The following is a 14502-nucleotide window of genomic DNA, read 5'->3' as shown; positions in this document are numbered from 1 at the left end:
GCAAAACGGGAATTGCGACCTCGCCAATTCGGTTGACGCAATCATGCGTTCCCGAAATCGCTTCTTTCAGAAATTTTGCGAGGACGAGCGAGTTTCCCGTATAAAGGCCGCCCAAGCGCCAGCGAGCCTCTGGTTCCAGACTTTAAATCGCAGTCTCACAATCCTCCGAAAGGCTACGCCACAGAGCCGAAAGCTGTTCCAGCTTTGAAAGCGATACCGCTGGGCCTGTGAAAGCGCCGGCGTCCAGAATGACCGGGATCGTCAGACGCTTCGCGTCGGTGAGATCGCTATACACCTTGCCGATGGATAAAGAGAGCTTTGGCGGCAAGCCGATTTCCTGCCATGACGCGAGCGCCGTCGTAACGATGGCCGATTGAACCGGAAGCAGATTGGTACAGGAGCGCAGCATCCAGGCGCGCTTGCGGGAAGCGCTCGCATCGATGCAGTTCGCGATCGCCGCGATTTGCAAAACCGTCCAGTGAAACTCGCAAACGAGCGCTTCAAAGAGGGCTTGCCCATCCTCGGGCTCCGGCGCGCCGGTATTGCGGATCCGATCTGATCCCGAAGACGACGCCGCGATTTTCTGAACTGTCCTTGCCATGGTGTGTGTCCGGGTCGGCTTCAAAGGGGTTTATCAAAAAGCGTGCGGAGTTTTGCGGCTGGAACCGCGCGCGAAAACAGAAAACCTTGTGCCTCGACGCAGCCCTCGGCGCGGAGGAGTTCGAGCTGCTGCTCCGTCTCCACGCCTTCCGCGACGCTGGTCATCCCGAGGTTATACCCGAGCTGAATGATCGATCTTCGCAGCGTGGCGGACCGCTTGACGTTCGCAGCTGCCGACACGAAAGACCGATCGATCTTTATCTTGTCGAACGGGAAATCCTGGAGATAGCTGAGCGAAGAAAACCCCGTGCCAAAATCGTCGATCGAGAACCGAACGCCCATTTTCCGCAGGCGTTCGAGCGTAACGGAGGCCGCATCGCGATCCTTCATCAAGAGCGTCTCGGTGATCTCCAGGATCACGCGAGACAGCGGCATAGCCTTCGCAGCATTGATGACTTTCTCGACGAGGTCGAGATCGCGGAATTGCGCCGGGGAAATATTGACGGCGACCCAGATATCATCCGGCCAAAGACTTGCCTCGGCACATGCGCGCTTCAGCACCCACTCGCCGATCTGACCGATCAGCCCGCATTCCTCGGCAATCGGAATGAACTCGGACGCGGGAACAAGACCGCGAATCGGATGCGACCAACGAATGAGCGCCTCGCATCCGACGATCCGGCGCGTCTTGACGTTCACGATCGGCTGGTAATGCAGTTCAAACTTGTCGTTTGCAATCGCTTCGTGCAACCCCATGATGATCTGGTGGCGTTTTTGAAGCCGCTCGTGCATCGAATGCTCGAAGAAGCCGAAGCTGCCCCGGCCGACCGATTTAGTTCGGTAAAGGGCCGTGTCGGCATTCATCAGAAGCTGTTCGGCATCGTTGCCGTCAGAGGGGCCCACGGCAATGCCGATACTGGTTCCTACTGAAATGCTATTGTCGCCGATCACGAATGGTTCGGAAAACGCCCCGATAATGCGCTTCGCGAGAGATTCAATCTCTTCGATGGAAGGCGGCGCCATCTGGATGATGGCAAATTCGTCGCCGCCGATACGCGCGACGGTATCCGTCTCTCTCAGCTCACCTTTCAGCCGCTCGCCGACAGCCGCCAGCAGCGCATCGCCGACTTGATGTCCGAGCGTATCGTTGATCGATTTGAAACGATCGATGTCGAGGCAATGAACGGCAACCGCCGGTCCGCCCTTTGCGTGCGCAAGCCCGGAGCGCAGGCGATCCTGAAACAACGCCCGGTTTGGAAGTCCGGTTAGCGAATCTTGATGCTCGAGTTCGTCCAATCGTTTCCTGATCGTGCTTGCGCTGAGTAATATCGAGCTGAGCGACGACGAATCCGCCGTCTGGAAGGGGCGTGCCGCGAATCTCAAGATATGTTCCGTTCGGCCGCCGTCGTTCAAATATCCGCGTCTCGCTCTTGCGCGTAAGCTCGAGTTGAGTTCGGACCTGCTCTTCGACGTCGCCCGGTCCATATTCGCCGTGCTTGGCATTGAAACGATAAAGTGCCTCAAGCGTCGGCAAGCCGTTATTGAAAAATTCGCCGGGATATTCGAGAAGCTGCTTTTGCTTTTCGTTGATGAGGACGATGCGGAAATCGCGATCGAAGACGGTCAAGCCTCCCGGGAAGCTGTCGATGACGGCCTGCAGCAAGGCGTTGCGCTCTTGCAGGGCGATGTGAAGATTGACCGCGTTTGTTATGTCGATCTGAAACGAAAGGAAGCCGGTGGCACGTTGCCCCTTGCCTTTGAGCGGCAAGATGAGCCCGTCAACCCAATAGTCGCTCCCATCCTTCGCGCGATTTTTGACCGGCGCCCGCCAGGTCTTGCCTTGGTTCAGCGCTTCGTAAGCCGCAGCCCAGAACTCCCGCGGATGATGTCCGGAATTCAAAATCGAATGGTTTTGTCCGATGAGTTCCTTTCGCGAAAATTTGCTTATCCGCAGAAACGCATCGTTGACGTGAACGATATGGCCCTCAAGATCCGTGATGGACACGATCCCTAACTGATCGAGCGCGGATGCTAGAGCCTTGGCATTCACGGCAAGTCGCGGGTCAGGAGACTTCTTTTTCTTGCGCGATTTCGTCTTGCCGGCCGCGCCCATGTTAGGCTCTTCGACCTTGAAGTCCCTGGCTCCTTTAGCCGCCGAGCTCCCCATCGTGCCGCCCGCCTACGTCTTGGCCAAAAATTGAACGAGATCTGCTGGTTGCAGATTTCGAGCGGGCCTGCCTCCTAAACTCACTGCCCTGCCGAATTCGGCGAGATGCCGGATGCCAGCGCAACTCTGCGCAGCTTTGAACGGCACAGACAATCTATTCCAATAATTCGTCTTAAATGTCTTAAGGTCCGATTATCTGATCCTAAAGCGAATCATATTATTCCTAAGTCGTCTGTATGCGGAGCGAGGTGGCACTATGGCGGCCGAATCGCGCGTGGGAGAAATTTGCATTCAAAGATGGTATTGCAACACAAATATTATTAAATCGGCTTCATTATATGACCGCCGGCACACTGTAATAAGACGAACACTCGCGACGACAATATCGAGGGCAAATTGACAATAGAGAGATCAAGAGAGCAACGGAAATTCGGCAGGCGCACCGTATTTAAACCGGCGACCGTCGTTTTCGATGACGGACGGCGAGTCGAAGGCACCTTGCTGGATTTTTCCGACGGCGGCGCCAAAATAAAGGTGCCCAATCCCGAAGCGCTAACCGGCGAATTTTTTATAGAAATTCCTGCCGACGACCTCAGCATTAGAAGCCGATTTGTCCGCCTCGAGCGGGGTGTTGTCGGTGTCGAGCACATTAAGCCGCCGCGGCGATTGTCGTGGACGAAAAAGTAGCCAGTCCGCACGAATCAAGAAGCCGATTGCGGGCGAAGATTAAAGTGCCGGAAATAAGTATAAATGGAATTTAACTTCGGGCCATTTATTGCGAATTATCGGAAGGCGAATCCGCCGGCAATTAATTACCGAGAATTAAATTAGCATCGTAAACGAATTCGATAGTTTTGCCGAATAACTTGATCGAACGGCGGCTTGATTTCTCAGTCATAGGCATGATGCCGCGCAGCCGTGTCGGCAATGATCCGACATGTTCCAGGCTCTTCGAAGCAGGAACATATCATGGGCTACGATAGTCGTTATCCGGCTCCTCCCGGTGTTCTCTATCGGCTTGATGGATTTCTGTACTCTTGTCGCGCGCTTCGCGTCGACGAGTCGATCCGTTGTCCCTGAAAGATTGAGCCGCGCCACCCCCCGAATCGTTTCGTCCACGCCATCACGCTCAGAAATAAAGAGCGTATCGCGCAAAAAACGCCGAGAAGCACGAGGAAGCAGGTAGAGCAATGATTATTGGATATGTGAATAGCAAATGGTCGATGCCTAGCAGGCTCGCGCTCATCGCCGCACTATTTTTGGTGCCCTCATTGGTTCAGCTCTATCTCTATGCTGACCATCAGCTTGAACAGATTCACGTTGTCGATCGCGAGATTGCCGGTGCAAAAATGGTATCGGAGCTTTGGGCGAAGATGCCGAACGGCGCTTCCGAAGTTTCGAATTCGAATGGCGCGTCTCTCTCCGACGGAATGAATGCGCTCGGACTGGACGCGAATGTCGCGGCCTTCGACAATGCTAAGAGTGCGGGCGAGCGGGTTCGTAAAGGCCTCGAATTGCTAGACCGAGTCGCCGATCAAACGGGTATGGCGACGGACGCCTCCTCGGACAGCTATTATGCGCAGGACATTTTGGTTCAGCGCCTCGGGGGCGTGAAGCAGGCGGTTATCGATCTCGGCCAATCGCTCGCCTCTTCCTCTGCGGCCGACACCGCCAACTTGGCGATGGATTATGCCGTATTGCGTCGCACGAGCGCCAAGCTCGGTACCGCGCTGAACAAATTGATGGGTGCCGATATCTCCGGCGAGATCAAACGAAAGCTTGGCGATTTAAACACCCAGCTTATGTCGAAACTCGATGATATCGCATCGAAACTGAAAGCCGCGGGCTATCAGCGGGCTGCGCTCGGCGCCGACATGGACGTCTCGATCGGAGAGGCCAATAGCCTGATCGGGATGGCGGCCGCCGAAGTCGATGGCGTCTTCCAGCAACTGGCTGAAGCTCATGCCGACGCCGCCAGGCGATCCCTCTATCTGACGATGGGGCTTCTCATCGCCGCGACGATCCTCGCAATCGTAATGGTCGCACTCATCTCGAAGGGAATTTCGCTTCGGCTTTCCGATCTCGTTCGTGCGATGGACCAGCTCAGCCGCAAGGATTTGAGCGTCGAAATCCCATTCATGAACGACCAGAACGAAAACGGCCAGATGGCGCATGCCCTGGCGCGCTTCAAGGAAGCTCTTGTCGAAAACAAGTCGATGACAGACGCCGCGGTCGATGCCGCAAAGCAGCAGGAAGAGCAGAGTGCGTACTATGCTCGTGAGCACGAGCATTTCATGGACGCGTTTACCTCGGCGGCCGAACGTATCGCGAGCGGCGACTTTGAACATCGCATCACAGAAAAAGTCACGCCGGAATATGAAGCCATCGTCAGTCAGATGAACTTGATGATGGGTCAGCTTGAAAGCGCGCAGACCGGCAAGATCGAGGCTGAAAAGCAAATCAATCTTGTTGTGGATGCGCTTGGTGTGGCTCTGTCGGAACTCGCCGAAGGCAATCTGCAGGCCTCCGTCGAAGTAGACTTTGCGCCCGACTTCGAGAAATTGAAGCGCGACTTCAATTTGGCGTCATCGCAGCTGAGAAGCACGATCGAGCTTGTGAAAAAGGGCGCCGCCAGCATCCGCCTCGGCACCGAAGAGATCTCGCAAGCATCCGACGACCTGTCTCGCCGTACGGAAAATCAGGCTGCAAGCCTCGAAGAGACCGCCGCAGCGGTCAAGGAAATCACCGATACCGTCAACAAGACGGCGCACGGTGCAACCCACGCCCGCGAAACGGTGTCGGTCGCCAAAGCCGACGCTGAAAAGAGCGGAGAAATCGTTCGCAAGGCCATCGCCGCAATGAGCGGAATCGAGACCTCGTCGAAGCAGATCAGCCAGATCATCGGCGTCATCGACGAAATCGCCTTCCAGACGAACCTGCTTGCGCTGAATGCCGGCGTCGAGGCTGCGCGGGCTGGCGATGCTGGTCGCGGTTTCGCGGTGGTAGCGTCGGAAGTGCGGGCGCTGGCGCAGCGCTCCGCAGAAGCGGCAAAGGAAATCAAGGGCCTGATCTCCGCCTCGACCGGTCAAGTCGCGCAGGGCGTCCAATTGGTCGGTGAAACCGGTCTCGCATTGACGCGGATCGTGTCTCAGGTCGCGGAAATCAACACCATCGTCACCGATATCGCCGCGAGTGCCAACGAGCAGGCCCATGGCCTCGAGCAGGTCAATACAGCCGTCAACGAAATGGACCAGGTCACGCAGCAGAACGCTGCGATGGTCGAGGAGGCAACGGCTGCAACGCAGACGCTCGCCCAGCAGACCGGAGAACTCGTGCGTCTCGTGACCCGCTTCCGCACTGGCGACGATACGGTCGTAGAAATGGCGCCCCGCCGCGAGCAACCGAAATCGACGCCGCGCGCGCCGGCGAAATCAAAAGTCGCTGCCGCGGGCGGAACGCGCCGCAGCGCCGCGACGACAGACGCAGGGTGGGAGGAATTCTGATGGCGAGAGCCAAGGCCAAGAGCCGCCGCGGCAAGCCCATCGCCAGCGGGGCGCGCAAGGCCCCCGCGAAGGTGGGGAAGCGAAATGCCAAGAATGCGAAGCCGGCGAAGGTCGTGGCCGGGCGTGAGACTGGGGTGGAGATGCCGGAGACATCGGCAACTCTGGTCCTTCCGGAAGCGCTCGAACTCATCGTCGGCCGGCGGCATCAAAGATCAGCTTCTGGCGCGACGCGGCTCGCCGCTCGTTGTCGATGCCGGACAAGTCCGTCGAACGGGCATGCAAGCGCTGCAACTTCTAATCGCCGCCGCCAGGAGCTGGCAGGCGGATGGTCAAGAGTACGTCGTGGCAAATCCAACAAGCGAATTCCTCGATACGCTCGCGCTCGTCGGCCTCTCACGCGAACACCTCCTCGTTGAAGGACATATCGGATGACTCAGACGATACTCACGGTCGATGATTCAAGAACCATGCGGGACATGCTGCGCATGGCGCTCGCCGAAGCGGGCTACAATGTCCTCCAAGCCGAAGATGGCGTCCACGGACTCGAAGTGCTGCAGTCGGCAATGCCGGACGTGATCGTGACCGACATTAACATGCCGAAAATGGATGGCTTCGGCTTGATCGAAGCAGTCCGAAAGGACAGCCGCTATCGCCGCGTCCCGATTCTCGTTCTCACGACAGAGAGCGACGCCGCGAAAAAAATGCGCGCTAAGGAAGCCGGCGCAACAGGCTGGATCGTGAAGCCTTTCGAACCGACCAAGCTGATTGCAGCAATCCGGCGCGTCGCCGCATAAATTCAAGAGAATGCCAATGACCGTCGATACGATGGCCGCCATCCGGCAGACGTTCTTTCAGGAGTGCGAAGAGCAGCTTTCTGAAATGGAACGCGGCCTGCTTGCGATGGATGAAGGAACGACCGATTCCGAAACCGTCAATGCGGTGTTCCGCGCAGTGCACTCGATCAAGGGCGGTGCCGGTGCATTCAAGCTGACCGAGCTCGTGCAATTCGCCCATACTTTCGAGACAGCTCTGGATCATGTTCGCAGCGGCAAGCTGATGCCGACAGCCGACGTGATGAAGCCGATGCTCCGAGCCGCCGACGTCCTTTCGGATCTCGTTGAAGCGTCGCGCGATGGCAGGGAGATCGACGAATCCACCTATGCCGGTGTGGCTGCTGACGTTAAAGCGCTGACAATCATAGACGGTGAGGAAGAAGTCGAGGAGGCTATCGACTTTCAGCCCACGGTGATCAGTTTCGAAATGCCGGAGATTGCGCCCGAGCCTGTGGCGCCGCCGCTCCACGAATATCGGATTCATTTCGCGCCGAAGCCCGAGCTTTATGCCAACGCCAACGAAGCCGCTTTGATCATACGCGAGCTGTCGCGCTTGGGCACGATCGAAGTGGATTGCGATTCGACAGCGGTTCCGGCACTCGATGCCGCCGATCCGGAAGGGTCCTATCTTTCGTGGGAAATTCGGTTGTCTTCCGAACAACCCATCGAAGCCGTTCGCGAGGTCTTCGAGTTTGTCGACGGTGAGGCCGACATCAGCATAGAAACGGACGGTCAGGCGGATGTTTCGGATGCCGATATAGCGGCCCTACTTGCGCAAGCGCTCGGTAGCAACGCACAGGCAGCCGCCGAAACGCCGGCTGAGGAAACATCTCTTGCCGCCGGACCTGAAGCGCTGTCCGCACCAGAACCGCCGGCCGCAGAAGCCCCCGCTCAAACCGCGCAAGCCGCAGAGTCGCCAAAGGCGGTCGCCGTCCCGGCACAAACGACCATTCGCGTCGAATTCGACCGAGTTGACCGCTTGATCAACCTCGTCGGCGAACTCGTCATCAATCAGGCGATGCTCTCGCAGCGAGTGATCGAAGCAAATTTCGCCGGTTCGTCGTCGGTCGTCATCGGCCTGGAAGAACTCGAGCAGCTGACGCGCGAGATCCAGGAAAGCGTGATGGCGATCCGCGCCCAGCCAGTTAAGCCGCTTTTTCAACGCATGTCGCGTATCGTGCGCGAAGTAGCGGATGCGACCGGGAAGCAAGTCCGACTCAAAACCGACGGTGAAGCGACGGAAGTTGATAAAACCGTTGTCGAGCGCCTTGCCGAACCACTGACTCATATGATCCGCAACGCCGTCGATCACGGTGTGGAGTCGCCGGAGGCTCGTATTGCAGCTGGAAAGCCAGCGGAAGGAACCGTTCGCCTCAGCGCCGCACACCGATCCGGCCGGATTGTGATCGAAATCTCGGATGATGGCGCTGGCATCGACCGCCCCAAGGTCCGCGCGTCCGCGATCAAAAAGGGGCTGATCTCGCCCGACGCCCAGCTTTCCGACAGCGACATCGATAACCTACTTTTCCTGCCGGGTTTTTCGACCGCTTCCACAATCTCGAATATTTCCGGCCGCGGCGTCGGAATGGACGTCGTCAAGAGATCGATTCAATCCCTGGGTGGTCGAATTTCGATTTCCTCGCGGCCCGGTCAGGGATCGACCTTCTCGATGAGCCTCCCGCTGACGCTCGCGGTTCTCGACGGCATGGCGGTATCCGTCGCCGGCCAGACGCTCGTCGTGCCTTTGACGGCCATCGTCGAAACATTGAAGCCGAAGTCCGGCGAGATTCATGCGCTCGGTGCGGAAGGTCGCGTCATGGCGATCCGCAACACATTCGTTCCGCTGATCGATGTCGGAACCCAGTTGGGATTTCGCGAAACGCTCGCTGAACCTGAACGGAGCGTTGCGATTTTGGTCGAAACAGGCGGGGGCGCCCGCAATGCGCTCCTCGTCGATTCGATCCAGGATCAACGCCAGGTCGTCATCAAGAGCCTAGAAGCGAACTACGGAACGGTGGCTGGAATCGCCGCCGCGACGATCCTCGGCGATGGTCGCGTCGCCCTCATTCTCGACGTCGATGCATTGGTCACGGGATCGTTCGAAGAACAACTAGGCGATGACCTACGCTATGGGACAGGAGGATAACCAACATGCAGGATGCCAGCACGTCGGCGAACTCCGCCAACCTCGAATTCGTTGCATTTCGCGTTGGATCGCAGGAGTTCTGCATCGACATCATGGGCGTGCGCGAAATTCGCGGCTGGACCCAGGCAACACCGCTTCCGCATGCGCCGCAATATGTTCGTGGCGTCATCAACCTGCGCGGGGCCGTCTTGCCGATCGTTGATCTCGCGATGCGGTTCGGCATCGGCCTGACCGAGCCGACCGCACGCAGCGTTATCATCGTCGTGCAGATTCACCAGCAGGTCGTCGGCCTTCTTGTCGACGCCGTCTCTGACATTCTGACTGTTTCCCAAGCCGCGATGCAGCCGACCCCGGATATCGCGTCTGACCTGGCGAAAACCTTCGTGAAGGGCGTGTACGCGATCGACGGGCGTATGATCAGCCTTGTCTCGCTTGACTGTGTGCTGCCGATCAGCGCCAAGGCGGCCGCATGACGACAAGCGCGCAAATCGGAGCGATCGCAACGGGCGAGTTCGCGTTCACGGATGCGAACTTCCGCGAGATTGCGCGCATCGCCAAAGACGAAGCGGGAATCGACCTCCCGCATTCGAAAGCGACACTCGTATATTCACGGCTCGCGAAGCGCCTGCGCGCCCTCGGAATCACAACGTTCGCCGATTATTGTGAAACCATCAGGGAGGACGACGAAGAGCGCAATAGCATGATCGCGGCGCTGACGACGAACGTCACGCGATTCTTCCGCGAGCCACATCACTTCGAGCACCTGCGCAACGAAATCATCCAGCCTCTCGCCGAATCAGCACGACGCGGCAAGCGCATCCGCCTTTGGTCGGCCGCTTGCTCCACAGGGCAAGAGCCTTATTCGATGGCGTTGACGGTTTTATCAGTCATCCCCGAGGCGGCTTCGCTCGACATCCGCATTCTTGCCACGGATCTCAATCCTCATGTCGTCGCACGCGGCAAGGAAGGTTGCTATCAAAAGGAAGAGCTGAAGGATATTCCGTCGAATCTTCGCTCCAAATGGTTCGTTCCCGTGCCGAGCAAAGGTGCGTCCGCTATGCAGATCGCCGACAGCGTACGGTCTCTCGTATCGTTCCGCGAGCTCAACTTGATGGGCACCTGGCCGTTCAACGGCCCGTTCGACGCGATCTTCTGCAGAAATGTTGTCATCTATTTCGATCGTGAGACCCAAAGCACGATTTGGACCCGATTGGCGCGCCTGCTCCGAGACGATGGCGCGCTTTACATTGGACATTCCGAGCGCGTCGCCGGCGCTGCCAATGCGCTGCTCTCGACCGATGGGATCACGAGCTATCGCAAGAAAGGCGGCAAGCCGTCATGAAGAAGGTCAAAGTCCTTGTCGTCGACGACTCATCCACGATGCGTGGCCTGATCGCGACCGCACTCACCAAAGATCCCGAGATCGAGGTCGTTGGGCAGGCCGAAGATCCGCTCCAAGCCCGTCAGGCTATCAAGGCGCTCAATCCGGACGTCGTGACGCTCGACGTGGAAATGCCCAACATGAGCGGGCTGGAATTTCTCGAAAAGATCATGCGGCTGCGCCCGATGCCGGTCATCATGGTGTCGACGTTGACGGGGCGCGGTGCCGAAGAAACGATTCAGGCGCTCGAAATCGGCGCCATCGATTGCATTGAGAAGCCACGCCCCGGCAATGAGCACAGCTTCGAGGAACTGCCCTACAAGGTTAAGATCGCCGCCTCGGCACGTGTTCGGCCATTGGTGAAAGCTGACGTTCATTCGCGCGAGCCGGTTCATGCGCCGGTGTTACACGATGGGTACGTTCCCGATGGACGCCTCGTTGCCATCGGCGCATCGACGGGTGGTGTTGAAGCCCTGATGGCGCTGCTTTCCGGATTTCCCGAGAATTGCCCGCCGACGGTGATTACTCAGCATATGCCGCCGTCGTTTACGAAGAGCCTTGCCAACAAACTCGACAGGCTGTGCGCACCAAAAGTGCAGGAAGCGACCGATCGGGCGAAAATCAAACCTGGAAACGTCTATCTCGCGCCGGGTGGCGACAATCACCTCGAGGTTACGTCCGATTTGCATTGCCGTCTGAAGACGGGTCCGCGTGTCAACGGCCACTGTCCGTCGGTCGACGTCCTTTTCGAATCGGTCGCAAACTCCTGCAAAGGACAAGCGGTGGGTGTCATTCTGACCGGCATGGGGAAAGACGGGGCCGCCGGAATGCTGTCGATGCGAAAGGCGGGCGCCAAGACTTTCGGCCAGAGCGAAGGAAGCTGCATCGTCTACGGAATGCCCAAGGCAGCTTTCGAAATCGGCGCCGTCGAAAAGCAACTTCCACTCGACCGCTTGGCTGCGGCAATCATCTCAGAAACGTCCAAGAACAAGAAGCACTAGGAGGCAAGAATATGCCCGGAATGCAGCAATTGTCGATTCTGGTCGTCGATGACACGTCGGTTAGCCGAGCGCTTCTGACGGATGGTCTCGACCAGATCGGATTGAAGTCCTTCAAGGTAGCAAAGGACGGCGAGGAAGGTCTGAAGATGATGATGACCGCGCCCTGCCATCTCGTGATTTCGGATTTCAATATGCCGAAGATCGACGGCATTCAGCTCCTGCGCGCGTTGCGCCAGCATGCACCGACGAGCAAGGTTGGCTTCATTCTGGTGACAGGCAAGGGCGACAAAGCGCTGATCGATGAAGGCAAGAAGTGGGGGCTCAACAACTTCCTCGCCAAGCCATTCTCGGTGCCGCAACTGAAGACCTGCATCGAAGCCGTCGTCGGAAAGCTGACATGACGGCCGCACAGACCGCGGAAAAACGCGTCCATATCATTCAGGGTGAATTCTTCGTGACCGCCGACCGGGACGTCATGGTGACGACGATCCTCGGCTCGTGCGTGGCGGCATGTATTCGTGATCCCCTCGCAGGCGTCGGTGGGATCAACCACTTCCTTCTTCCCGGCAACCTTGGGGCAAAAAGCGCCGATGCCGAGCGAATGGGCGTTCATCTGATGGAGTTGCTCGTCAACGGCCTGTTGAAGGCTGGTGCGAGGCGCGATCGCTTGGAAGCAAAGTTGTTCGGTGGTGCTCGGACAGTCCGGTCTCATTCCGACATCGGCAAAAACAACGCCGACTTCGCGCAGAGATTTCTGAAAGCGGAAGGCATTGCCCATATCGGCGGCAGCACGGGTGGCCCGCAGGGGCGTCGTATCCAGTATTGGCCCGTCTCAGGGCGCGCCCGCCAGATCCTTTTGACCGGTGCCACGGAGAGCGAACAGCCCGTCAAACTGCCGCCCGCAGCCGTCGTCGAGAACGCCGGCGAACTCGAGCTATTCTAGAACATTCGCCGGGGATGCAAGCAATGAACAGTGCCAAGGACCGCGACCAGCACAGCGCCAGCGTGCCCGTCACCGACGTGTTATTGACGGTATCCAACGAGGTGCGCATGCTTTCTGATGCCGCCGGCGATCTTCAAAATCTCGTCGGCAATCTCGTCGTGGCCGGCGCTTTCGGCGGTTCGCATTCGATCTACGAATTGCAGAGTCTGGACCGGCTGTGTCAAAGCCTTGGAGCGGTCGCTGATTTTCTGCACGGGCTATCAGGCCACGCCTCGCCCGAGTGGAAGGTCGATGTGACACGCGCGGCCGGTGCGGTGAAGCTCGCTGAAGTTTCCGAGCGTCTGACGGGCAAACGCAGCGAATGTTCCGATGCGACCGGAGAGTTTGAAGAATTCGACAACTGGCCGTTGACCGGCTGACGTTACGATCCGACGAATTCCCTGGCAGCGTCGAGCGACACAAAGCGCCGCCGGCCGATCAGCGTATCGATTTCAATAGAGCCATCTTGGTATTCGAGAAACTCGCGGCCCGCGAGTTGACCACCGACGACCGGCTTGGGCGGCGCGGGCAGCGGCGGAGGCGCGGTTTCGAACCGCACCGGCGCAGCAGTGCGGGCCGCCGGCTTCTCGGGCCGAACACGCTCGGCAAATTGGCCGACGTTGATCAGGGAGCCGCGGCGCTCGATGATCGGCAAAATCTTCATCGTGACTGCGCTGATCAAGATGCTTTGCGCGATGGCAAGCGCCATGAGCCGGTGAATCCAGATCTCAGGCGTATCCGATTGCAGCGCTGAATAGCCGATGATGAAGATCGCGAGCGACAATATTCCGAGCCCACCGAAAACCGAGATGGCGGCGATTCCGCCACGATGTTTCGTCGGTTCTGGACTGCGCGGTAGATCGGAATCGCGCTCTAGCCGCAATTTGAGTTCGGCCGCGGATTTCCGGAAAACGGCTTCAAAGCCGAAATCGCCATCGATTGAGGTCATTGCTTCCTCATCATGTCCTGTTTGGAGAGATATGCCCAGCTATCGACCATCACGTCTTTGACGACGGCGCGCCCGATGCGTTTGTTGGCGCCGTCAGCGACGTTCGCGGCAAGCTCTTTGAGAACCTGCTTGTGGCCGTTCTTCATGTCTTCCGGCGCCTTTTCGTAGATCTGCCGGAAGGCTTCATCGGAAACGAAAACTTCGGGTTGGACGGTGCTTAGTTTTGCCAGGTCCGTGTCGACGACAAACTGAAGGCGCGTCACGATATAGCCGAGAACCTCGCCATTGCTGAGGAGAGGCACGCTGATCATGTGCGTCTTCATCATCTGCAGCTTGCTTTGGTTTTCTTCGCCGTTCGCGGGCTTCGCACTCGCTTTCCAGGTCATCGCGCCGTAGAAGCCGCCGATGGTCGAGAGGCAAGCAATTAGAGCCACGAGCAGCGATCGGATCACAGAGCGCTCCGGTATGGTCCGATGTTGCGCGTGTAGGTGCCGTCAGACTCAGCGCTCTGAATGGCCTCGGAAAGCATTGCCGTAATCTCTTTCACGGCATCGAGGTGCAGACGGATTTTGCGCAGGTTGATCGCGAGCTTGTTGCGAAAGGTCTGCAGGCGCGCTTTGAGATCGTCGTTGATGTCTTCGCTGGTCAGCCGGCGCATGGCTTGATTGAGATCGACAAGTCCCTGGCTTTTGCGATCGTTCGACGCTTTGAGGTCGAAGTTCGAAGACTTGTCGAGGGCAGCCGTTTCTTCGTCGAGATATCCCTCGATGCGCCGTAACACTGCGATAACGACAGCGCGTGCCGCCGCTGGATCGTGGACCAGCGGCCGATGCTGCGGAGCGTTGCGCTGCCCGCTTTGCGCAACCGGGTTGCCGCGCGGTAGGCCAACGCCAGCAGCTTGAGTCGATCGAGTTTTGGCTTCCGTCGCGGGAGCGCTCAT

General features: G+C 58.2%; 16 protein-coding genes and 1 pseudogene. 11 read left to right on the top strand and 6 right to left on the bottom strand.

Annotation, left to right across the window (positions count from 1 at the left end; genetic code table 11):
• Positions 1 to 142: 142 nt before the first annotated feature.
• The 3 genes and pseudogenes from QM780_RS13580 to QM780_RS13570 all read right to left on the bottom strand — a co-directional run.
• The gene (locus QM780_RS13580) at positions 143 to 601 is read right to left on the bottom strand and encodes a hypothetical protein (RefSeq protein WP_415070987.1); all 459 of its coding nucleotides are present in this window, start codon (positions 599 to 601) and stop codon (positions 143 to 145) included.
• A 20-nt stretch (positions 602 to 621) separates the two neighbouring features.
• Positions 622 to 1896, bottom strand: a complete 1275-nt coding sequence (locus QM780_RS13575) for a putative bifunctional diguanylate cyclase/phosphodiesterase (protein ID WP_415070986.1) — start codon at positions 1894 to 1896, stop codon at positions 622 to 624.
• A gap of 67 nt (positions 1897 to 1963) precedes the next feature.
• A pseudogene (locus tag QM780_RS13570) lies at positions 1964 to 2713 on the bottom strand (PAS domain-containing protein); the annotation flags it as partial.
• A 450-nt stretch (positions 2714 to 3163) separates the two neighbouring features.
• On the opposite strand from QM780_RS13570, the gene QM780_RS13565 reads away from it, so the two are divergent.
• The 11 genes from QM780_RS13565 (at position 3164) to QM780_RS13515 (ending at position 12993) form a co-directional block, all read left to right on the top strand.
• Entirely contained in the window at positions 3164 to 3454 is a 291-nt protein-coding gene (locus QM780_RS13565; RefSeq protein WP_415070985.1) for a PilZ domain-containing protein, read from the top strand.
• 536 nt (positions 3455 to 3990) lie between these two features.
• A complete protein-coding gene (locus QM780_RS13560) occupies positions 3991 to 6270 on the top strand; it encodes a methyl-accepting chemotaxis protein (protein WP_415070984.1) in 2280 nt (759 codons plus the stop codon).
• Between the two features lie 84 nt (positions 6271 to 6354).
• Positions 6355 to 6702: an STAS domain-containing protein gene (locus QM780_RS13555; RefSeq protein WP_415070983.1), complete on the top strand. Its 348-nt coding sequence runs from the start codon at positions 6355 to 6357 to the stop codon at positions 6700 to 6702.
• Positions 6699 to 7064: a response regulator gene (locus QM780_RS13550; RefSeq protein WP_415070982.1), complete on the top strand. Its 366-nt coding sequence runs from the start codon at positions 6699 to 6701 to the stop codon at positions 7062 to 7064. The genes QM780_RS13555 and QM780_RS13550 overlap by 4 nt, the downstream gene beginning before the upstream one ends.
• Before the next feature lie 16 nt (positions 7065 to 7080).
• A complete protein-coding gene (locus tag QM780_RS13545) occupies positions 7081 to 9249 on the top strand; it encodes a chemotaxis protein CheA (RefSeq protein ID WP_415070981.1) in 2169 nt (722 codons plus the stop codon).
• Positions 9250 to 9254: 5 nt separating this feature from the next.
• A complete protein-coding gene (locus QM780_RS13540) occupies positions 9255 to 9722 on the top strand; it encodes a chemotaxis protein CheW (RefSeq protein WP_415070980.1) in 468 nt (155 codons plus the stop codon).
• Positions 9719 to 10591: a CheR family methyltransferase gene (locus QM780_RS13535; protein ID WP_415070979.1), complete on the top strand. Its 873-nt coding sequence runs from the start codon at positions 9719 to 9721 to the stop codon at positions 10589 to 10591. Before QM780_RS13540 ends, QM780_RS13535 begins: the two co-directional genes overlap by 4 nt.
• Positions 10588 to 11631: a protein-glutamate methylesterase/protein-glutamine glutaminase gene (locus QM780_RS13530; protein WP_415070978.1), complete on the top strand. Its 1044-nt coding sequence runs from the start codon at positions 10588 to 10590 to the stop codon at positions 11629 to 11631. The genes QM780_RS13535 and QM780_RS13530 overlap by 4 nt, the downstream gene beginning before the upstream one ends.
• An 11-nt stretch (positions 11632 to 11642) precedes the next feature.
• A complete protein-coding gene (locus QM780_RS13525) occupies positions 11643 to 12032 on the top strand; it encodes a response regulator (protein ID WP_415070977.1) in 390 nt (129 codons plus the stop codon).
• The gene (locus tag QM780_RS13520; protein WP_415070976.1) at positions 12029 to 12574 is read left to right on the top strand and encodes a chemotaxis protein CheD; all 546 of its coding nucleotides are present in this window, start codon (positions 12029 to 12031) and stop codon (positions 12572 to 12574) included. The genes QM780_RS13525 and QM780_RS13520 overlap by 4 nt, the downstream gene beginning before the upstream one ends.
• A 23-nt stretch (positions 12575 to 12597) precedes the next feature.
• Positions 12598 to 12993: a hypothetical protein gene (locus QM780_RS13515; RefSeq protein ID WP_415070975.1), complete on the top strand. Its 396-nt coding sequence runs from the start codon at positions 12598 to 12600 to the stop codon at positions 12991 to 12993.
• A gap of 2 nt (positions 12994 to 12995) precedes the next feature.
• Here the strand turns inward: QM780_RS13515 and QM780_RS13510 are convergent, their stop codons facing one another.
• The 3 genes from QM780_RS13510 to QM780_RS13500 are packed head-to-tail and all read right to left on the bottom strand — an operon-like array spanning position 12996 to position 14502.
• Positions 12996 to 13562, bottom strand: a complete 567-nt coding sequence (locus tag QM780_RS13510) for a hypothetical protein (RefSeq protein WP_415070974.1) — start codon at positions 13560 to 13562, stop codon at positions 12996 to 12998.
• The gene (locus tag QM780_RS13505; RefSeq protein WP_415070973.1) at positions 13559 to 14014 is read right to left on the bottom strand and encodes a flagellar basal body-associated protein FliL; all 456 of its coding nucleotides are present in this window, start codon (positions 14012 to 14014) and stop codon (positions 13559 to 13561) included. Before QM780_RS13505 ends, QM780_RS13510 begins: the two co-directional genes overlap by 4 nt.
• Positions 14011 to 14502: a hypothetical protein gene (locus QM780_RS13500; RefSeq protein WP_415070972.1), complete on the bottom strand. Its 492-nt coding sequence runs from the start codon at positions 14500 to 14502 to the stop codon at positions 14011 to 14013. The genes QM780_RS13505 and QM780_RS13500 overlap by 4 nt, the downstream gene beginning before the upstream one ends.

This window comes from Hyphomicrobium sp. (genome assembly GCF_047600905.1).
Taxonomy (GTDB): Bacteria; Pseudomonadota; Alphaproteobacteria; order Rhizobiales; family Hyphomicrobiaceae; genus Hyphomicrobium_B.
This window is presented reverse-complemented; position numbering and strand designations above follow the sequence as displayed.

Bases quoted from the DNA above. Each gene is read 5' to 3' on its own strand.
- QM780_RS13580 (WP_415070987.1), bottom strand. From the start codon at position 601: ATGGCAAGGACAGTTCAGAAAATCGCGGCGTCGTCTTCGGGATCAGAT.
- QM780_RS13560 (WP_415070984.1), top strand. From the start codon at position 3,991: ATGCCTAGCAGGCTCGCGCTCATCGCCGCACTATTTTTGGTGCCCTCA.
- QM780_RS13555 (WP_415070983.1), top strand. From the start codon at position 6,355: ATGCCAAGAATGCGAAGCCGGCGAAGGTCGTGGCCGGGCGTGAGACTG.
- QM780_RS13550 (WP_415070982.1), top strand. From the start codon at position 6,699: ATGACTCAGACGATACTCACGGTCGATGATTCAAGAACCATGCGGGAC.
- QM780_RS13545 (WP_415070981.1), top strand. From the start codon at position 7,081: ATGACCGTCGATACGATGGCCGCCATCCGGCAGACGTTCTTTCAGGAG.
- QM780_RS13540 (WP_415070980.1), top strand. From the start codon at position 9,255: ATGCAGGATGCCAGCACGTCGGCGAACTCCGCCAACCTCGAATTCGTT.
- QM780_RS13535 (WP_415070979.1), top strand. From the start codon at position 9,719: ATGACGACAAGCGCGCAAATCGGAGCGATCGCAACGGGCGAGTTCGCG.
- QM780_RS13530 (WP_415070978.1), top strand. From the start codon at position 10,588: ATGAAGAAGGTCAAAGTCCTTGTCGTCGACGACTCATCCACGATGCGT.
- QM780_RS13525 (WP_415070977.1), top strand. From the start codon at position 11,643: ATGCCCGGAATGCAGCAATTGTCGATTCTGGTCGTCGATGACACGTCG.
- QM780_RS13520 (WP_415070976.1), top strand. From the start codon at position 12,029: ATGACGGCCGCACAGACCGCGGAAAAACGCGTCCATATCATTCAGGGT.
- QM780_RS13515 (WP_415070975.1), top strand. From the start codon at position 12,598: ATGAACAGTGCCAAGGACCGCGACCAGCACAGCGCCAGCGTGCCCGTC.
- QM780_RS13510 (WP_415070974.1), bottom strand. From the start codon at position 13,562: ATGACCTCAATCGATGGCGATTTCGGCTTTGAAGCCGTTTTCCGGAAA.
- QM780_RS13500 (WP_415070972.1), bottom strand. From the start codon at position 14,502: ATGAGCGCTCCCGCGACGGAAGCCAAAACTCGATCGACTCAAGCTGCT.